The following is an 18,389-nucleotide window of genomic DNA, read 5'->3' as shown; positions in this document are numbered from 1 at the left end:
CCGGCGGCGGGACGGGCGGGATTTCCGCGCGGTGCCGGTGGTGCGCACCACGCTGACCTGCGGGTACGATCATGCATTGGCGGCGGTTTCCGGGCCCCGGTCTTTCCGGCCGCCGCGCGCCCGGCCCCGGTCATTTCCGCCCGCGGGCCTTACCGGCGGGCCTTAACGGCCAGGGGCACCGGTCCTCCGGCCTCCCGATTAACCCTGACGTAACGGCACTAACCGCGCCCGCGGGCGGGCGAATGCGGCGGGTGCGGCGCCGCCGCGCCCGCGCGCCCGCCGGCGTCCCGCGATGTGCCCGCGATGTGAACGCCTGCCGCACCAACGCGGCGGGACGGGAATGAGTTCCCGGCGCCGGGCGCCGCCGCGGCCCTTATTGGACAGATAAGTCCGCATTGACGGCGGTCGGGGCCGCCGGGGGCGCCGGGACCGCGCGCCGGCGGGCGCCGCGCGGGCGCGCCCGATCGTCCATTTCCCCTTACCCATAGGGGCTGGGAAGTCCCCGCCGGAACTTCCGGGCGGCCCATTCGGGACGCGCCGTTTTTCAGCCCGCCGCCGGATCGGCTCCGCCGGCCGCCCCCGATTCCCCGGCGGGCTCTTTGACGACGAGGGTGCGGGCCAGCCGGTCGTGCAGCGCCTGGCGGCGCCCGTCGGGCAGCGCGCCGCGCGAGCCCTCGTAGACGAAGGCGCCGTTCGCCACCCAGAAGATCCCGGCGAGCAGCCCGAGCACCGGCACCGGCCGCGCCGCGATCGGAAGGTCGTAGACGGCCGCCCGCAGCACGGCCCGCGCGGCCCCGAGCGGCTCGTGGCCGTCCTCGCGGACGACCCGCACCCCGGCGAACCGCTTGCCGGGCGTGCGGCCCCACAGGGCGAGCTGGGGCGCCTCGTAGACGAACAGCAGCACCGCCACGAGGGGCGGTGCGAGCCATTCCAGCGTGCGGTACGCGACGGTCTCGCGCAGCACCAGCACGACGGGCAGGGCGACGATGAGGGTGTCGGCGATCCGGGCCAGCAGCCGCTGGCCCGGGTCGGCCAGCACGGCGCCGTCCGGGACGCCCGCCGCGACGCCCTCGGGATCCCCGTCCGGGACCCCCTCCGGGACGCTCTCCGCGCCGGGCACGGCCTAGCCCTCGTAGCCGCCGTCGCCGTAGCCGCGCTCGTCGACCACGTAGGTGCCGGCGAGGCGGTCGTGCAGCGACTGGCGGAGCGGCTCGTCCCAGACGGCCCACAGGTACGACATCAGCACGCCCGCGTAGGCCAGCGCCGCGCCGTAGAAGGCGAACGACCACACCTTCACCGACAGGGTGAGGAACACGAAGAACGCGATCTGGTAGCCGACGTTGTTGATGGCCGCGCGGCCGACGGCCCGCGCCGTCGTGAGCGGCGCGCCCTGCGGGTCGTCGGCCACCACGGCGATGTGCAGGAAGCGCTTGCCGAGCGTGCGGCCGCTCATGGCGAGCTGCGCCGCCTCGGCGGCGAACGGCAGCACGGCCATCACGGCGAACAGCATGAAGATGATCGGCCAGTTCCAGATGCCGCCCTCGTCGGTGGCCTTGGACCCGGAGGTGTCCAGGCCGTAGATGCCGAGGGTGATCGGCAGGATCAGCGCGAACCCGATGACGGCGGCCAGGCCGTTGTCGATGATCCGGGCGAGGACGCGGCGGCCGATCGGCGCCGTCGGCAGCTCCTGCGGCTCGGCCGCCTCCCCGCCGCCGTACCCCCGGCGGCCCTGCTCGGAGGTGTCGCCGCCCTGCGCGTACCCGGACAGGTCCTCGGTGTAGCCGTCCGCGTCGTAACCGCCGGCGTCGTAGCCGCCCGCGTCGTAGTCGCCCGGGTTGAACTGGCGCGTCTTCGGCTGGCGCGGCTCGCTCCGCTGCTCCTGCGGCCACTGCTCCTGCCGCGCCGGCGGCTGCGGCCGCGACGGCGGCTGCTCGGCCCGGCGGCGCCGCGGGTCGGGCTCGCGGTACGGCGGAGGAGGTCCGTAGGACCCGCTGCCCTGCCCGGCTGAATACGGGCCGCCGCGGTGGGGGGTCTCGCTCATCGGTCAATCCTCCAGGCGAAGCAACATGCGGGTGTTCCCCAACGTATTGGGCTTGACCCGGTCGAGGTCCAGGAACTCTGCCACGCCTTCGTCGTAGGAACGGAGGAGTTCCTCGTAGACCTCGGGGGCCACCGGGGTTCCGAGGATCGGCCGGAATCCGTGCCGGGCGAAGAACTCCACCTCGAAGGTAAGACAGAAAACGCGCCGCACCCCGAGTTCGCGCGCGGTCTCCAGGAGCCGGACGACGATCCGGTGCCCGACGCCGTGCCCTTTGCAGCCGGGCGCGACGGCGACCGACCGCACTTCGGCGAGGTCCTCCCACATCACGTGCAGGGCGCCGCAGCCGATCACCCGCCCCGTTCCGGCGTCCTCGGCCACCCAGAACTCCTGGACGTCCTCGTAAAGGGTCACCGCCGACTTCCTGAGCAGCCGCCGCCCCTCCCCCGAGTACACGTCGACCAGTTCCCCGATCCGCTGGACGTCGACCGCACGGGCGCGCCTGATCACCACTTCCACAAGGAGACGAGATTAGTGGACGCCATTCCCCGCCGCGCTCCCGCCCACGGCGCGAACCCGGACGGGACGCCCGATACCCCCTTGCCCACCTGGCTCTTCGCGTGTTCCCGTTGGAAACCGAACCCCCCTGCGTTAGTGTCCTGCGCTGAACTCGGACCGCCGTGCCGCGGCGGCCGGGACGCCGAGTCCCCGGTATACGGCCAGTGTCCAGGGGAGCCGGGGAACGATTTTCGGACGATCGCCGGGGTTCTCCCCGCATCCGTCCGGATCCGGGGTCGATCCGTGAGCCCGCCCGCACTTTCGTGCGTACTCCCGGAAGGGCCGGTCGCGCAGGCCCTCACCCGTCAGCAGCCCGGTAGGCGGACGAGCAGAGGAGCATTTCCGTGGAGCCACCGCGCCCTGGAGCCTTCCCAAGCCGATCGGGCACCGCCCGCACCCGCGCGGGCCGCGCCCGCACCCGTACGTCCCGCACCGCCTCGCGCACCGCGTCCCGCGCGCTGGTCACCGCCGGCGTCCTCGCGGCCGGCTCGCTCGCCGCCCCCGCGACGCCGCCCGCGCACGCCGACCCGAGCCCCTCGACGCAGCAGCTCACCGACCAGGCGCACAAGCTCGCCGACCAGCTGGAGCAGCTCACCGAGCAGTACAACGGCCTGAAGGTCAAGCTCCAGCAGTCGCAGCGGGCCGCCGAGGTCGCCACCGGCAACGCCGCCCGCCAGCAGCGCGCCCTCGCGGGGCTGCGCGACGACCTGGCCCGCCTCGCCGCGTCCAGCTACATGCAGCAGGGCGGGACCGACCCCGTCGCGCGCCTGTTCGCCGACCAGGAGCCGCAGGCGGTCCTCGACCAGTCCTCGACGCTGCGCTACTTCGCCACTCGCGACGGCTCCCGGGTGCAGGGCCTCATCCAGGCCATGCAGGCCGCCCAGCGCGCGCGCGACGCCGCCAAGGAGCGCGCCGCGCAGGTCACCGCGCTGCGCGCGCGGATGGACGCGCAGCGCAAGAAGGTGACCGCGCTCTACGAGCGGCTCCGCGGGAAGATCGTGAAGAAGGATCCGAGCCAGCTCGCGAAGCTGCCGGTCGCCGGCACCGGCAAGGCCGCCGAGGCGCTGCGCATCGCGATGACCAAGCTCGGGCGCCCGTACGTGTGGGGCGCCGCCGGCCCGTCCACCTTCGACTGCTCGGGCCTCACCATGTGGGCCTACGCGCAGGTCGGGATCAGCCTGCCGCACTACACCGGCAGCCAGTGGAACGCCGGCACCCGCGTCTCCCGGGACCAGCTGCGCCCCGGCGACCTGGTGTTCTTCTACTCCGACCTGCACCACATGGGGATGTACGTCGGGGACGGCAAGATGCTGCACGCGCCGCAGACCGGCGACGTCGTCAAGATCGCTCCGATGGCCGGCCGGCCGTTCGCCGGGGCCGTCCGCGTCGCCTGACCGGCGGGGCGGAGCGCGCCGCGCGCGGGGCGCGCGGGAGGAAGAGGGCGGGGGGCGCCGCGCGAGGGTGGGCCTGCCGGACGGGGTCCGGGGCGCGCGGGCCGGAGGGTGGATCTCCGTCGAACAACGTCCGCGGCGACGCCGCCTGGAGGGACCTACCTGCCAGGCCGCCGGCGCCGCCGCTGCGGGGGAGGACGGAGCTCGCGGTGCTACTGCCGGTGGTGCTACTGCCGGTGGTGCTAGATGAGCTGCCTGCGGGCCGCCCACACCACGGCCTCGATAGGAGTGTTGACATCGAGCCGATCGCAGATCGTGCGCAGCCTCCTGCGCAGGGTGCGAGCGCTCAGTTCCAGCTTGCGTGCCGCCACATCGGCGGTGACGCCACTGGCGATCTGCGCGAGGAGCTTCAGCTCGTCCTCGTTCAGTCGCGGATCGTCGGCGCCACGTCGTACGAGTGTGGCCTGTTCCACTCCGTCCTCCCTCGTCCGTGGTTGATGACCGCGGGGATGCAGCCGCCCGCTGCACAGGTACGGGTGAGCGTCCCCGGTCGCGCGCGCCGGAGCGCCGCACGCCGGGGTTCTGTACGTCGCGTGGGGTTGCCGGGGCCCGGCGGGTTCCGGACCCGGATCATCGGTTTCCGTTCCGCGAGCTTGGCCGGAGGTGGCCGAAAGGCCGATTGCCGGGCGCGATAGGGGAACTCCGGGTGACGATTCAGTCGTTGGCCGGACGGAGCACGAACGCACCCCCGGGTGCGGCCGGCCCGTCCACGTCGCCGTGGCCGGCCCCGCCGGGAAGGGGGTGCGCCTGTAGCGGGACGGGTCATGAACTCCAGCCGTCACGGCCCATCCTCTCCGTCCGCCTCCTCGCCCGCGCCCGGGACTCCGCCGCCCCGTCCGCGGTTGAAGATCGTGAATCGTTTCAAGCTACGCTTCGGCTGGGAACGCTAGGCGGCCGGATCCGGCCCGTCAAGCGTCGGTTGAACGCGGTCTGTGCCCCTATGGGCACGGTGCGTGACCGGCGATTCGGTCGCGCGCCGCCTGAACCATTCTGAGCTGCGAAAACAGGTCAGGGGCCGACGAGGAGTGAGTTGCCACAGAGCAGTATTCGCGAGGTAGCAAGGCGTGCCGGAGTCTCAGTTGGGACCGTTTCGAATGTCCTAAACCGGCCAGACCTCGTGGCCGAAGCTACCCGCGACCGCGTACGCACCGCGATCGAGGAACTCGGATTCGTGCGCAACGAGTCGGCCCGGCGCCTCCGCCAGGGACCCGAGACGGGGTCCGGGAAGGGCCCGGACGCGGGCGCGGAGCCGGGGCGGCCGCGCGTCTTCGGGGTGCTCGTGGAGGACCTCGCCAACCCCTACGCGACCGATGTCGCGCGCGGCGCCGAGCTCGCCCTGAACGAGGCCGGCTACGAAGCGTTGTGGCTCACCAACGACCACTCCCCCGACAAGGAGCGGCGGGCGCTGGAGCTGCTCGTGCGGCAGCGCGCCACCGGCGCCCTGGTGATCCCGGTGGCGCTGGACCCGGCCGGGCTCGACCGGCTGCGCGCGGCGGGCCTGAGCGTCGTGCTGCTCGACCGCGCCGCCGCGACGGCCTGCTCGGCGCAGGTCGACCACGTCGCCGGCGGCGAGATCGCCGCCGCGCACCTCACCGGCCTCGGCCGCGACCGGACGGCGTTCGTCACCGGGCGGCCCGAGCCCGCGCCGATCGGGCAGCGCCGCGACGGGTTCCGGCGCGCCCTGCTGGAGGGGGGCCGGCCCGAGCCGGTGCTGCTCGCCCAGGCCGCGCTGACGCCGACCGAGGGCCGGGCCGCCGCGCACCGGCTGCTGGAGAAGGACCCGCTGCCCGGTGCGGTGTTCTGCGCCAACGACCTGCTCGCCATCGGCCTCGTCAACGAGCTGATCCGGCTCGGCGTGCGGGTCCCCGCCGACATCGCGGTGGTCGGCTACGACGACATCGAGCTGGCCGGCAGCGCGGCGGTGCCGCTCACCACGATCCGCCAGCCGCGCCGCGAGCTCGGCTGGGAGGCCGCCGAGCTGGCGCTCGCCGAGGTCGTCGAGGGCGACGCGCACCTGCACCGGCAGGTGGTGCTCCGCCCCGAGCTGGTGGTGCGCGAGTCGGCCTGACCGCCCGTGCCGGCGGCCCCGTGCCGGCGGCACCGCGCTGTTGACATCGCGTCCGGTAACGCGGTGACCTTGTGCCATGGAGCAGGCCATCGCGGACCCGTCCGGCATCCTTGGTTTCGACCCGTTCGACCCGGCGTTCCACGCCGCCCCCTACGCCCGCTACCGGGAGATCGCCGCGCGCGGGCCGCTCGCCCGCACCGCCGCGGGCCTCTGGGTGACGGCGTCCTACGACCTGTGCGGCCGGGTGCTGCGCGACCCGGGGTTCGGGCACCGGCCCGAGGGCGGCGCGGTGTGGCGGACGGCGCCGGTGCGGCGCCGCTCGTTCCTGACGCTCGACCCGCCCGACCACACGCGCCTGCGGCGCCTGGTCGGCAAGGCGTTCACCGCCCGCCTCGTCGAGCGGCTGCGGCCGCGGATCGCGGCGCTGGTGGACGAGCTGCTCGGCGGCCTGCGCGGCGAGGTGGACCTGATCGCCGGCCTCGCCTACCCGCTGCCGGTGATCCTCATCAGCGAGCTGCTCGGCGTGCCGCCCGAGGACCGCGACCGGTTCAAGGGCTGGTCGGACATCCTCGCCCGCGGCCTGGACCCCGACTTCCTGCTGCCGCCGGCCGAGCTCGCCGCCCGGGACGCCGCGCGCGAGGAGTTCGCCGCCTACTTCCGCGGCCTCGCCGCGCGCCGCCGCGCCGAGCCCCGCGACGACCTGCTGAGCGCGCTCGTCGCGGTCCCGCCGGGCGACGACGCGCTGACCGAGGAGGAGCTGCTCGCGACCTGCGTCCTGCTGCTCGTCGCCGGGCACGAGACGACCGTCAACCTCATCGGCAACGGCACCCTCGCGCTGCTCCGCCACCCCGACCAGCTCGCCTGGCTGCGCGCGCACCCCGAGGCGATGCCCGCGGCCGTCGAGGAGCTGCTCCGCTACGACCCGCCCGTGCAGCTGACGCTGCGGACGGCGCTCGCCGACACCGAGCTGGCCGGGCACGAGATCGCCAAGGGGCAGCTGGTGCTGCTGCTGATCGGGGCCGCCAACCGCGACCCGGCGGTGTTCGCCGACCCCGACCGCCTCGACCTCGCCCGCTACCTGGACGGCGGCGCGTCCGGCCCGGCCGCCCGGCACCTGGCGTTCGGCCTCGGCATCCACTTCTGCCTCGGCGCGCCGCTCGCCCGGCTGGAGGGCGAGCTCGCGCTGCGCGGCCTGCTGGACCGCGACCCGGCGCTCCTGCCGGGCGCGCCCGCCTACCGCGCCAACCTCGTCCTGCGCGGCCTCGCCGCCCTCCCCGTCGCGCTGCGGTGACGGGGCGGGCGGCGGGCCCGGCTACTCCGGCTTGACCAGCGGGAACAGGATGGTGTCGCGGATGCCCTTGCCGGTGAACGCCATGATCATCCGGTCGATGCCGGCGCCCATCCCGCCGGTCGGCGGCATCGCGTACTCCAGCGCGCGCAGGAAGTCCTCGTCGAGCTGCATCGCCTCGGCGTCGCCGCCCGCGGCGAGCAGCGACTGCTCGGTGAGGCGGCGGCGCTGCTCGACCGGGTCGACGAGCTCGGAGTAGGCGGTGCCGAGCTCGGTGCCGAACCCGATGAGGTCCCACTTCTCGGTGAGCAGCGGCTCGTCGCGGTGCTGGCGGGTGAGCGGCGAGGTCTCCAGCGGGTAGTCCAGGACGAACGTGGGCTGCACGAGGGTGTGCTCGATCAGCTCCTCGAAGACCTCCTGGACGAGCCGGCCCTGGCCCCACTTCGGATCCGAGGAGACGCCCCGCTTGTCGGCGAGGGCGCGCACCGCCTCGATCGGCGTGTGCGGGGTGACCTCCTCGCCGAGCTCCTCCGACACCGACCCGTACAGCGTGATCCGCGGCCACTGCGCGAGGCCGAGGTCGACCTCGACGTCGCCGTGCCGCACCACGGTCGTCCCGAGGGCCGCGACCACGGCCTTCTGGTACATCCGCTGGGTGAGGTCGGCCATGTCGTTGTAGTCGAGGTAGGTGCCGTACGCCTCCAGCATCGTGAACTCGGGGTTGTGCGTGGAGTCGGCGCCCTCGTTGCGGAAGTTGCGGTTGATCTCGAAGACCTTCTCGATCCCGCCGACGACGAGCCGCTTCAGGTACAGCTCGATCGCGATCCGCAGGTACAGCTCCATGTCGTAGGCGTTGATGTGGGTCTTGAAGGGCCGGGCCGCCGCGCCGCCGTGGATCGGCTGCAGCATCGGCGTCTCGACCTCCAGGTACCCCTCCTCGTGCCAGAAGTCGCGGACGGCGCGGACGGTCGCGCTGCGGACGCGCGCCATCGCGCGGGCCTCGTCGTTGACGATGAGGTCGACGTAGCGCATCCGGACGCGGGCCTCGGGGTCGGTGAGGCCGGCGTGCTTCTCGGGCAGCGGCCGCAGCGACTTGGCGGTGATCGCGTACCGGTCCGCCATGATCGACAGCTCGCCCCGGCGGGAGGTGATCACCTCGCCCTCGACGCCGATGTGGTCGCCGAGGTCGACGTCGCGCTTCCAGGCGTCCAGCGCCTCCTGGCCGACGTTGGCGAGCGACAGCATGATCTGGAGGTCGGCCGAGCCGTCGCGGATCGTCGCGAAGGCGAGCTTGCCGGTGTTGCGGATCAGCATGACGCGACCGGTGACGCCGACCTTGTCGCCCGTCTCGGTGCCCGGCTCCAGGTCGGGGTACTTCTCCCGGATCTCGGCGTTGGTCGCCGTCCGGGGGAAGGTCACCGGGTAGGGGTCGATGCCGCTCTCGCGCAGCCGGTCGAGCTTCTCCCGGCGCACCCGCATCTGCTCCGGAAGGTCGTCGTAGGTGGTCTCGTCGCTCACGTCCCCCAGGCTATCGACCCGCGCCGGCCCGCGCTGACGCGCCGCCGACGCCGGCCCCGCCGCGGCCTCAGGGGGTGTTGCGCTGGTAGATCAGGCGCAGGCCGACCAGGGTCAGCCAGGGCTCGAAGTGGTCGATGCTGCGGGACTCCTCCAGCACGAGCGGGGCGAGGCCGCCGGTCGCGATGACGGTGACCTCCTCGGGGTCGGCCGCCAGCTCGTCCGACATGCGCTCCACCAGGCCGTCGACCTGCCCGGCGAACCCGAAGATGATGCCCGACTGCAGGGCCTCCACGGTGTTCTTGGCGATCACCGAGCGGGGCCGGACCAGCTCGATCTTGTGGAGCTGGGCGCCGCGCGCCGACAGCGCGTCGATGGAGATCTCGATGCCGGGGGCGATGGCGCCGCCGACGTACTCGCCCTTCGCCGACACCGCGTCGAAGGTGGTGGCGGTGCCGAAGTCGACGACGATCGCCGGGCCGCCGTACAGGTGGACGGCGGCGAGCGCGTTGACGATGCGGTCGGCGCCGACCTCCTTGGGGTTGTCCATCCGGACCGGGACGCCGGTCTTCACGCCGGGCTCCACGATGACCGCGGACACGTCGCCGTAGTAGCGGCGGCACATCTCGCGCATCTCGTGGAGCACCGACGGGACGGTCGAGCAGAGCGCGATGCCGCTGATGTCGGTGTCGGCGAGCAGCGGGCTCTGCTGGACGAGCCCCTGGAGCACGACGGCGATCTCGTCGGCGGTGCGCCGGGGATCGGTGTTGATCCGCCAGTGCTCGATCACCTCCTCGCCCTCGAACAGGCCGAGGACGGTGTGGGTGTTGCCGACGTCGATGGTGAGCAGCATCAGGTCCCCGCTGGTCAGGAAAAGTCAAGGCCGATGTCGAACACGCGCGCCGAGTGGGTCAGCGCACCTACTGCAAGGTAGTCCACACCGGTCACGGCCACATCTCGGGCCCTGTCCAAGGACAGCCCGCCGCTCGCCTCCAGGGTCGCGCGGCCCGCCACGAGCGCGACGGCCTCGGCCATGACGGCGGGCGGCATGTTGTCCAGGAGGATGTCGTCGACGCCGATCTCGACGGCCTCGCGGACCTGGTCCAGGGTGTCGCACTCGACCTGGACGTGCAGCGCCGGGTAGACGGCGCGGATCGCCCGGTAGGCGCGGGTGACCGACCCGGCGGCGGCGATGTGGTTGTCCTTGACCAGCGCGGCGTCGGACAGGCCCATCCGGTGGTTGACGCCGCCGCCGCAGCGCACCGCGTACTTCTGCAGGGCGCGGAGGCCCGGCAGCGTCTTGCGGGTGTCGCGGACGCGGGCCTTGGTCCCGGCCATCGCGTCGGTCCAGCGGCGCGTCTCGGTGGCGATGCCGGACAGGTGGGTGAGCAGGTTCAGCGCGATCCGCTCGGCGCGCAGCACCGCCCGCGTCGGCCCGGCCACGGTGAGCAGCACCTGGCCGGCCGTCACCGGGTCGCCGTCGGCGACCTTGGCCAGGTACGCCACGCCGGTCTCCTCGAACACCGCCCCGGCGACGGGGACGCCCGCCACGACGCCGTCCTCGCGGGCGGTGAACGCGCCGGCGGCGGTCTCGTCCGGCCCGAAGATCGGCTCGCTGGTGACGTCCGCCGCGCCGTCCTCGGCGAGCGCGGTGCGGACGAGGGCGAGCACGCCGTCCGGGTCGAGGCCGGCGGCCTCCAGGCGCGCGGTCAGCTCGGGTGTCATCGGTGCTCCTCGAAGGTGGTGGTGAGGGTGCCGCCGGCGAGGCGGCCGACGAGGTGGCCGCGCCAGTCCTCGGACGCGTCGGGGAAATCCTCGCGCCAGTGACTCCCGCGCGTCTCGGTGCGCTGTAGGGCGGCGGTCACGATCGCGGTGGCGACGGCGTGCAGGTTGGCGGCCTCCCAGGCCGGGACGCCGGGCTCGCCGCCGCCGTCGGGCAGCGCGGCGAGGTCGCGGGCCGCCGTCTCCAGGCCCTCGCGGGTGCGGACGACGCCGGCGTGCGCGGTCATGGTCGCCTGGATCGCGGCGCGGGCGCCCGTTCCGGGCAGCGGCCCGGCGGCGGACGGCGCGACCGGCTCGCCGGGCTCGGGCAGGCCCGCGCCGAGCGCCTCGGCGATGCGCCCGGCGAACACCAGGCCCTCCAGCAGCGAGTTGGACGCGAGCCGGTTGGCGCCGTGCACGCCCGTGCAGGCGGCCTCGCCGCACGCGTACAGGCCCGGGACCGACGTCCGCCCGTACAGGTCGGTGCGGACGCCGCCGCTGGCGTAGTGGGCGGCCGGGACGACCGGGATCGGCTCGGTGACGGGGTCGACGCCGTGGTGGCGGCAGGCGGCGAGGATGGTCGGGAAGCGCTTCTCCCACATGGCGGCGCCGAAGTGGCGGGCGTCCAGCAGCATGTGGTCGGCGCCGGTCTCCCGCATCCGGTTCATGATCCCCTTGGCGACGACGTCGCGCGGGGCGAGCTCGGCGAGCTCGTGGCGGCCGACCATGAAGCGGACGCCGGCGGCGTCCACCAGGTGGGCGCCCTCGCCGCGCACCGCCTCGGAGATGAGCGGCTGGCGGCCGCGCGCGCCCGCGCCGAGCCAGAGCACCGTCGGGTGGAACTGGACGAACTCCAGGTCGGCGACGTCGGCGCCGGCGCGCAGCGCGAGCGCGACGCCGTCGCCGGTGGACACCTCGGGGTTGGTGGTGGCGGAGAACACCTGGCCGAGGCCGCCGGTGGCGAGCACGACTGCGCGCGCGCGGACGGCGCCGACGCCGTGCGGCTGGCCCTCCCCCATGACGTGCAGCGTGACTCCCGCGGCCTGCCCGGCGGCGTCGCGGAGGAGGTCGAGCACGAGCGCGTGCTCGATGACCTCGACGCCGGACTCTTTCAGGGCGGCGAGCAGCGCGCGGCTGATCTCGGCGCCGGTGGCGTCGCCGCCGGCGTGCGCGATGCGGCGGCGGTGGTGGCCGCCCTCGCGGGTGAGGGAGATCTCGCCGCCGGCCGAGCGGTCGAAGGCGGCGCCGAGCGCGATGAGGTCGCGGACGGCGGCCGGGCCCTCGGTGACCAGGACGCGGACGGCGTCCTCGGCGCAGAGGCCGACGCCGGCGGTGAGGGTGTCGGCGAGGTGCTCGGCGGGGGTGTCGTCGGGGGCGAGGGCGGCGGCGATGCCGCCCTGCGCCCAGCGGGTGGAACCGGCGTCCAGCAGGGCCTTGGTGACCAGCAGCACGCGGCCGTGCGGGCGGCAGCGCAGCGCGGCGACGAGGCCGGCGATGCCGGACCCGACGACGACCACGTCGGCGTCCCTGGTCCAGCCGGGGGTGGGGGCGGCGAGCCGTGCGGAGATCATGTGCGCTCCTCGGCGGGGATCTGTTCTCGTCATTGTGACACTAACCCCCGGAGGGTCTTATCGTCACCCCCACGAGAACGCCCGCCGAGCCCGCCGCCGACCCGGATCAGCCGTGCACGAGGTCGCCGCGGACGCCCTCGGCGCCCGGCACCGGCTCGGCCGGGTCGCTGCCCAGCGAGATGATCTTGTTGTCACGGTCCACGTGCACCACCGACGGCGTGAACGCGCGCGCGTCCGCGTCGCTCATCTGCGCGTAGCTGATGATGATCACCAGGTCGCCGGGCGCCACCAGCCGCGCCGCCGCGCCGTTGATGCCGACGATCCCGCTGCCCCGCTCCCCCTCGATGAGGTAGGTCTCCAGCCGCGCGCCGTTGTCGATGTCGACGATCGCGACCTGCTCGCCGGGCAGCAGGTCGGCGGCGTCCATCAGGTCCCGGTCCAGCGTGAGCGACCCGACGTAGTGCAGGTCGGCCTGGGTGACGGTGGCGCGGTGGACCTTGCTCTTGAACATCGTGCGGAACATGAGGGGCTCCTTGCGGCGGTCGGGCGGACGGATGGGCGGGCGGTCGGTCAGGCGAGGGACAGCGGGACGTTGTCGATCAGATGGGTGGCGCCGACGCGGCCCGCGACGGCGAGCACGGCCGGGCCGGTGTGGCCGGCGCCGACGTCCGCGAACGTCGCCGGGTCGACCAGGACCAGGTAGTCCGGCTCCAGCGGCGGGTCGGCGGCGGCGGCCTTGCCGAGCACCGCCCCGGCGGCGGCGAGCACCGCCTCCGGGCCGCCCGCGACCGCGTCCGCCCCGGCCTGCAGGGCCTGCGACAGCGCGACCGCCGTCGCCCGCTCGGCCGGGCCGAGGTAGCGGTTGCGACTGGACAGGGCGAGGCCGTCGAACTCGCGGACGGTCGGCCCGGCCTCGATCGCGACCGGCACGTTCAGGTCGGCGGCCATCCGGCGGATCATCGCGAGCTGCTGGGCGTCCTTCTGCCCGAAGACCGCGACGTCCGGCCCCACCAGGTGGAACAACTTCAGCACGACGGTGAGCATTCCGTCGAAGTGGCCGGGGCGGGTGAGGCCCTCGACGCGCTCGCCCATCGGCCCGGCCTTCACCGTGACCTGCGGCTCGTCCGGGTACATGACCTGGACGGTCGGGGCGAACACCACGTCCACGCCCTCGGCGGCGCACGCCTCGACGTCGGCGGCGAACGTCCGCGGGTAGCGGTCCAGGTCCTCGCCCGCGCCGAACTGGAGCGGGTTGACGAAGACGCTGACGACGACGGTGTCGGCGAGCTGCCGGGCGCGCCGGATCAGCGACCGGTGCCCTTCGTGCAGCGCGCCCATGGTCGGCACCAGCGCGACGGTGCCCTGCGCGTCCGCGCGGACGGCCGCGAGCTCCTCGCGGGTCTGGGCGATGACGGGCGTCACCACGCCCCCCTCTCCTCCGGATCGGCCAGGACTTCGAGGAGCCGCTCGGCGTCCTCGGGCTTCAGCATTCCGGCGCCGAGCGCCCGGTCGGCGGTGAGCCGGGCGAGCGCGACGTAGGCGCGCAGCCCCTCCGGTGACACCCGCGCGAGCTCGGTCACGTGGCCCGCGACGGTGCCGGCGTCGCCGCGCGCGACGGGGCCGGTGAGGCCGTCGATGCCGAGCCGCAGCGCGTTGTCCAGGGACGCCCCGAGGAGCGGCCCGAGCATCCGGCCCGGCTCGCCGACGCCGGCCTGCCGCAGCAGGTCCATCGCCTCCACCACCAGCGTGACCAGGTGGTTCGCGCCGCCGGCGAGGGCGGCGTGGTAGAGCGGGCGGCGCTCCTCGGTGATCCAGACGGGGTCGCCGCCCATCTCCAGCACCAGCGCCTCGGCGACCGGCCGCAGCACGTCGGGCGCGGTCACGCCGAACGCGACGCCGTCCAGCCGGTTCACGTCGTCGGCGCGGCCGGTGAACGTCATCACCGGGTGCAGCGCGAGCGGCAGCGCGCCCGCGGCCGTCAGCGGGTTCAGCACGGCGGTGCCGTGCCGGCCGCTGGTGTGCGCGACGAGCTTGCCCGCGACCGGGACGTCCGTCGCGGCGAGCCCGGCCGCGAGGGGGCCGAGGGCGTCGTCGGGGACGGTCAGCAGGACGAGGTCGGCGGCGGCGACGACGTCCTGCGGGGCGGTGAGGCGGGCGGCGGGGAGCCGCTCGGCGGCGCGCTCGCGCGAGGCCGCGGAGACCGCGGAGGCGGCGGCGGTGCGGTGCCCGGCGCGGGCGAGCGCCTCGCCGAGCGCGGTGCCGACGCGGCCCGCCCCGACGACGCCGACGTCCAGCCGGGCGGGACGGTCGCGCGGGTCGGTTCCGGGCACGCCGAAGTGCGGCGGTGGTGCGTCCATGCTTCTCGTTCCAGTCCTCGTGACGGGTACCGGACGTTACGCGCCCAGGGTACCCGCGGCGTGCGGGACGTCCATCATCCCGGCCGCCATCACCGCAGGGTGACGGTACGAACACCGGGCGTCACCCTAACTTGCGGTAACGCGTCACACTTGAACAGTGACTCACCGTGAACACTTGTGGCGAGTCGTCCGGCCGGAGTAACTCTGAGATGTGACGGCCGTCACGCAAGGTGAAGGAAGAACCGGGCGCTCCGCCCCCCAAGAGATGGAGCACAGCGTGATCAAGATCGCTCTCAGGACCGCCGCCGTCTCCGCGACGCTCGCCGGCACCGCCCTCATGGCCGCCCCCGCCTTCGCTGGCACCTCCAACAGCAACCACGGGAACGCCGTCGGGAACAACGTCGCCGTCACCATCGTCGGCGGGTACGGCGTCACCTGCGGCTCGGTCTCCGTCGCCGGCCAGTCGGGCACCGACTGCAACGGCAACGGCGTCCACAACCACGCCAACCACAGCGGCACCGCCGGCGCGACCGGCGACGGGAACGACTGACCGGAGGGACGAGCCCGTTCCCCGTCCGGCCGTCCGGGCGACCCCCGCACGATGAGCGGTCCCGCCTGGCCCGCCCCTCCGTGACGCCGCCCGACCGCCCCCGCCCGCCCCGGACCCCCCACGGCCCGGGGCGGGCCCACGTCCGAGGCCGTGCCCACGTCCAGGCCATGCCCGCGTCCGGGGCCGGGCCCACGTGCAGGGCAGGCCCGCGTCCAGGATCGTGCCCGCGTGCAGGGCAGGCCCGCGTCCGAGGCCGTGCCCGTGTCCAGGCCATGCCCGCGTCCGGGGCCGGGTCCGGTCCGGGGCCGGGCCCGCGTGCAGGGCAGGCCCGCGTCCAGGGTCGTGCCCGCCTCCGGGGCCGGGTCCGCGTCCAGGGCAGGCCCGCCTCCGGGGGCGGGCCCACGTCCAAGGGCAGGCCCACGTCCAGGGTCGTGCCCGCGTCCGGGGCCGGGTCCACGTCCGGAGCCGGGTCCGCGTGCAGGGCAGGCCCGCGTCCAGGGCCGGGCCCACGTGCAGGGCAGGCCCGCGTCCAGGGCCGGGCCCACGTGCAGGGCAGGCCCGCGTCCAGGGCCGGGCCCACGTGCAGGGCAGGCCCGCCTCCGGGGGCGGGCCCACGTCCAGGTCGGGCCCACGTCCAGGGTCGTGCCCACGTCCAGGGTCGTGCCCGCGTCCGGGGCCGGGTCCGCGTCCGGGGGCGGGCTCGCGTGCAGGGCGGGCCCGCGCCCGGGGGTCAGTCCTCCGACAGGGCCGCGGCGAGGGGGACGCGGGCGGCGCGGCGGGCGGGCAGGACCGCGGCGAGCATCCCGGCGGCGCCCGCCAGCGCGACGAATGCGGCGATCTGCCCGTAGGGGACGGCGACCACCGCGCCCGGCGTCATCGCCTTCGTGCCCGCCCAGCCGAACGCGGCGCCGAGCACGACGCCGGTGACCGCGCCGATCACGGCCATCACCAGCGCCTCCACCGACAGCATCCGGCGGAGCTGCCGCTTGGTGACGCCGAGGGCGCGGAGCAGCGCCGACTCGCGGGTCCGCTCGACGACCGACAGCGTCAGGGTGTTGGCGATGCCGAACAGCGCGATGACGATCGCGAGGCCGAGCAGCCCCGCGAAGACCGCCAGGAGGGTGTCGATCGCCCGGGTGAGCTGCTCGCGCAGCTCGGCCTGCGACACCACCTTGACCGTCGGGTAGGGGCGGGCGGCGGCCTCCACCGCGCGGTGCGCGGCGGCCGCGGACGCCCCGTCGCGGACCTTGGCGTACAGGGCCGCGGCGCCGCGGCCGGGCGCGAGCCGGTCGAAGGCGTCCGCGGGGACGAGCAGACCGCCGATCGGCAGGTCGTTGCGGAACACCCCGGCGACCCGCAGCGTCACCGTCCGGGCGCCCGCCGCCGCCCGGACCGTCCCGCCGGTGCGCAGGTGCAGGCCAGCGGCGGTCCGCTCGTCCACGACGGCGGTGCCGGGGCCGAACGCGGCGAGCGACCCGCTGGTGAAGACCGGCTTGACGAGGGTGCCGAGCGCCCCGCCGGTGATGTTCCGCGCCCGGCTCTTCCGCCCGTCCACGCGGACCTCCTGCTCGCGGACGCCGGCGACGGCGGCGAGCTCGGGGAGGGCGCGGAGCCGCGCGTCGAGGCCGCCGGGGACGGTCGCGTCCGCCGACGCGCCGCCGTACTGCGGGGACAGCATGAAGTCGACCGGGAAGGACCGGGCCAGCCGGGCGTCGGAGGTGGCCTTGCCCCCGGCGGCGACCACCGCGAACAGCGTCACCAGGCCGACGCCGACCGTCAGCGCCATCGTGGTCGTGGCGGTGCGGCGCGGGGTGCGCTGGGCGTTGCCGACGGCGAGGCGGGCGGGCACGCCGCCGAGGCGGGCGGGGACGGCGCCGACCGCGCGGGCGAGCGGCCGGACGAGCGCGGGCATCGCCGCGATCACGGCGAGGAACGCGACGGCGCCGCCCGCCGCGACCGTGTACATCGCCGCGGGCCCCTTGGCCATGCCGGTCGCGCCGTATCCGGCGAGCGCGCCGCCGCCGAGCAGCAGCAGCGCGGCGACGGCGGAGCGGACCCGGCCGAGGCGGAACGGCCCGGCGGGCTCGGTGCCGCTGCGGAGCGCGCTGACCGGCGCGACGCGCGTGGCGGCGCGGGCGGGCAGCAGCGCCGACACGACCGTGACGGTGATCCCGGCGGCGAGGCCCACCGCGACGGTGCGCGGGGTGAGGGCGGCGCCGCCGTCCGGCAGGTCGGCGCCGGACGCCCGCAGCAGCGCGAGCGCGCCCGCGCCGAGGCCGAGCCCGGCGGCGAGGCCGAGCAGCGACCCGGCCAGGCCGACGGCGGCGGCCTCGGCGACGACGCCGCCGAACACCTGGCGGCGGGTGGCGCCGACGCAGCGCAGCAGCGCCATCTCGCGGACCCGCTGGGCGATGAGGATCGCGAAGGTGTTGTAGATGACCAGCGCCGACACGAGCAGCGCGACGAGCGCGAACAGCAGCAGCCCGGCGGTGAAGACGCGGACGTCGGCGCCCGCCGCGCGGGCCTGCTCGGCGCCGAGGTCGCGGCCGCTCAGCACCCGGTAGGAGGGCCCGGCGGCGGCCGCGACGGCGGCGGGCGCGGCGCCCGCGACGTCGATCTCCGCGACGGTGCGGGTCCCGGTCATCGCGGCGGCCGTCGCCGGGTCGAAGCCGACGGCGCCGCGGGCCGCGGCGTCGGGGTCCAGGCCGGGGTCCAGGACGCCGACGAGGGTGAAGCGGTGCGGCCGCTGCCGGGAGTCGAGGACGGTGACGGCGTCGCCGACGCGGAAGTGCTCGCGGTCGGCGGTGGGGCCGTCGAGGACGGCCTCGCCGGGGCCGGCGGGCGGGCGGCCCGCGTCGAACCCGTAGCGGAGCAGCCGCCCGGCCGGCACCGACATCCCGGCGGTGGCCTGGACGCCGACGGCCTTGCCGTCGCGGCCGACGAGGGCGGCGTCGCCGCGGACGAGGCCGTGCACGGCGGTGACGCCGGGGACGGCGCGCAGCCGCGCGACGAGCGCGGCGGGGATCCCGCCGTCGGTGCCCTTGGGGGGCAGCACGGCGGCGTCGACCTTGCCGGCGGAGCGGGCGAAGGTCGCGCCGATGCCGCGGTCGATGGAGTCGGTCAGCACGAGCGTGCCGGCGACGAACCCGACCCCGAGGACGATGGCGACGGAGGTGAGGAGCAGCCGGACGCGGCGGGCGAGCAGGCCCGCGAGGGTCGTCTTCAGCATCGG

16 protein-coding genes are annotated in these 18,389 nt (G+C 75.3%); 4 read left to right on the top strand and 12 right to left on the bottom strand.

Annotated elements, in window-relative coordinates:
* Positions 1–544 precede the first annotated feature (544 nt).
* The 3 genes from K1Y72_RS21580 to K1Y72_RS21570 are packed head-to-tail and all read right to left on the bottom strand — an operon-like array spanning position 545 to position 2,557.
* Positions 545–1,120: an RDD family protein gene (locus K1Y72_RS21580; protein WP_220168225.1), complete on the bottom strand. Its 576-nt coding sequence runs from the start codon at positions 1,118–1,120 to the stop codon at positions 545–547.
* Between the two features lie 3 nt (positions 1,121–1,123).
* On the bottom strand, positions 1,124–2,041 hold the full coding sequence (locus K1Y72_RS21575) for an RDD family protein (protein WP_220168224.1): 918 nt from the start codon (positions 2,039–2,041) through the stop codon (positions 1,124–1,126).
* Positions 2,042–2,044: 3 nt separating this feature from the next.
* On the bottom strand, positions 2,045–2,557 hold the full coding sequence (locus K1Y72_RS21570; RefSeq protein ID WP_220168223.1) for an amino-acid N-acetyltransferase: 513 nt from the start codon (positions 2,555–2,557) through the stop codon (positions 2,045–2,047).
* A gap of 383 nt (positions 2,558–2,940) precedes the next feature.
* Here K1Y72_RS21570 and K1Y72_RS21565 point away from each other — a divergent pair, with 383 nt between their 5' ends.
* Positions 2,941–3,990 carry a C40 family peptidase gene (locus K1Y72_RS21565; RefSeq protein WP_308287174.1) on the top strand — a complete coding sequence of 350 codons (1,050 nt, stop codon included), beginning with the start codon at positions 2,941–2,943 and terminating at the stop codon, positions 3,988–3,990.
* Positions 3,991–4,229: 239 nt separating this feature from the next.
* On the opposite strand, the gene K1Y72_RS21560 is transcribed toward K1Y72_RS21565, so the two are convergent.
* Complete coding sequence (locus K1Y72_RS21560; protein ID WP_220168222.1) at positions 4,230–4,460, bottom strand: LuxR family transcriptional regulator; 231 nt, start codon at positions 4,458–4,460, stop codon at positions 4,230–4,232.
* A 617-nt stretch (positions 4,461–5,077) separates the two neighbouring features.
* Here K1Y72_RS21560 and K1Y72_RS21555 point away from each other — a divergent pair.
* Together K1Y72_RS21555 and K1Y72_RS21550 are read left to right on the top strand one after the other, a co-directional pair.
* A complete protein-coding gene (locus K1Y72_RS21555) occupies positions 5,078–6,115 on the top strand; it encodes a LacI family DNA-binding transcriptional regulator (RefSeq protein WP_220168221.1) in 1,038 nt (345 codons plus the stop codon).
* Between the two features lie 76 nt (positions 6,116–6,191).
* Complete coding sequence (locus K1Y72_RS21550) at positions 6,192–7,406, top strand: cytochrome P450 (protein WP_220168220.1); 1,215 nt, start codon at positions 6,192–6,194, stop codon at positions 7,404–7,406.
* A 21-nt stretch (positions 7,407–7,427) separates the two neighbouring features.
* On the opposite strand, the gene lysX is transcribed toward K1Y72_RS21550, so the two are convergent.
* From lysX to K1Y72_RS21515, 7 genes are all read right to left on the bottom strand, one after another.
* Positions 7,428–8,921 (bottom strand): bifunctional lysylphosphatidylglycerol synthetase/lysine--tRNA ligase LysX, encoded by a 1,494-nt coding sequence (gene lysX / locus K1Y72_RS21545; protein ID WP_220168219.1) that lies wholly within the window; start codon positions 8,919–8,921, stop codon positions 7,428–7,430.
* Positions 8,922–8,988: 67 nt separating this feature from the next.
* Positions 8,989–9,771 carry a type III pantothenate kinase gene (locus K1Y72_RS21540; protein ID WP_220168218.1) on the bottom strand — a complete coding sequence of 261 codons (783 nt, stop codon included), beginning with the start codon at positions 9,769–9,771 and terminating at the stop codon, positions 8,989–8,991.
* A 14-nt stretch (positions 9,772–9,785) separates the two neighbouring features.
* Positions 9,786–10,643, bottom strand: a complete 858-nt coding sequence (nadC, locus tag K1Y72_RS21535) for a carboxylating nicotinate-nucleotide diphosphorylase (RefSeq protein WP_220168217.1) — start codon at positions 10,641–10,643, stop codon at positions 9,786–9,788.
* A complete protein-coding gene (locus tag K1Y72_RS21530; protein ID WP_220168216.1) occupies positions 10,640–12,250 on the bottom strand; it encodes an L-aspartate oxidase in 1,611 nt (536 codons plus the stop codon). Before K1Y72_RS21530 ends, nadC begins: the two co-directional genes overlap by 4 nt.
* Positions 12,251–12,356: 106 nt before the next feature.
* Positions 12,357–12,773 carry an aspartate 1-decarboxylase gene (gene panD / locus K1Y72_RS21525; protein WP_220168215.1) on the bottom strand — a complete coding sequence of 139 codons (417 nt, stop codon included), beginning with the start codon at positions 12,771–12,773 and terminating at the stop codon, positions 12,357–12,359.
* Positions 12,774–12,820: 47 nt separating this feature from the next.
* Positions 12,821–13,672, bottom strand: coding sequence for a pantoate--beta-alanine ligase (gene panC, locus K1Y72_RS21520; protein WP_220168402.1), 852 nt, complete (start codon positions 13,670–13,672; stop codon positions 12,821–12,823).
* Positions 13,669–14,607 (bottom strand): Rossmann-like and DUF2520 domain-containing protein, encoded by a 939-nt coding sequence (locus K1Y72_RS21515; protein ID WP_220168214.1) that lies wholly within the window; start codon positions 14,605–14,607, stop codon positions 13,669–13,671. Before K1Y72_RS21515 ends, panC begins: the two co-directional genes overlap by 4 nt.
* A gap of 277 nt (positions 14,608–14,884) precedes the next feature.
* Here K1Y72_RS21515 and K1Y72_RS21510 point away from each other — a divergent pair, with 277 nt between their 5' ends.
* Entirely contained in the window at positions 14,885–15,157 is a 273-nt protein-coding gene (locus K1Y72_RS21510) for a hypothetical protein (RefSeq protein ID WP_220168213.1), read from the top strand.
* Positions 15,158–15,887: 730 nt separating this feature from the next.
* Here the strand turns inward: K1Y72_RS21510 and K1Y72_RS21505 are convergent.
* On the bottom strand, positions 15,888–18,386 hold the full coding sequence (locus K1Y72_RS21505) for an ABC transporter permease (RefSeq protein WP_220168212.1): 2,499 nt from the start codon (positions 18,384–18,386) through the stop codon (positions 15,888–15,890).
* Between the last annotated feature and the right edge of the window lie 3 nt (positions 18,387–18,389).

The organism is Actinomadura parmotrematis, from assembly GCF_019458805.1.
GTDB lineage: Bacteria > Actinomycetota > Actinomycetes > Streptosporangiales > Streptosporangiaceae > Spirillospora > Spirillospora parmotrematis.
This window is presented reverse-complemented; position numbering and strand designations above follow the sequence as displayed.

Excerpts from the sequence above, each read along its gene's own strand:
- K1Y72_RS21540 (WP_220168218.1), bottom strand. The coding sequence starts at position 9,771 with ATGCTGCTCACCATCGACGTCGGCAACACCCACACCGTCCTCGGCCTG.
- nadC (WP_220168217.1), bottom strand. The coding sequence starts at position 10,643 with ATGACACCCGAGCTGACCGCGCGCCTGGAGGCCGCCGGCCTCGACCCG.
- K1Y72_RS21515 (WP_220168214.1), bottom strand. The coding sequence starts at position 14,607 with ATGGACGCACCACCGCCGCACTTCGGCGTGCCCGGAACCGACCCGCGC.
- K1Y72_RS21575 (WP_220168224.1), bottom strand. The coding sequence starts at position 2,041 with ATGAGCGAGACCCCCCACCGCGGCGGCCCGTATTCAGCCGGGCAGGGC.
- panD (WP_220168215.1), bottom strand. The coding sequence starts at position 12,773 with ATGTTCCGCACGATGTTCAAGAGCAAGGTCCACCGCGCCACCGTCACC.
- K1Y72_RS21550 (WP_220168220.1), top strand. The coding sequence starts at position 6,192 with ATGGAGCAGGCCATCGCGGACCCGTCCGGCATCCTTGGTTTCGACCCG.
- K1Y72_RS21505 (WP_220168212.1), bottom strand. The coding sequence starts at position 18,386 with ATGCTGAAGACGACCCTCGCGGGCCTGCTCGCCCGCCGCGTCCGGCTG.
- K1Y72_RS21530 (WP_220168216.1), bottom strand. The coding sequence starts at position 12,250 with ATGATCTCCGCACGGCTCGCCGCCCCCACCCCCGGCTGGACCAGGGAC.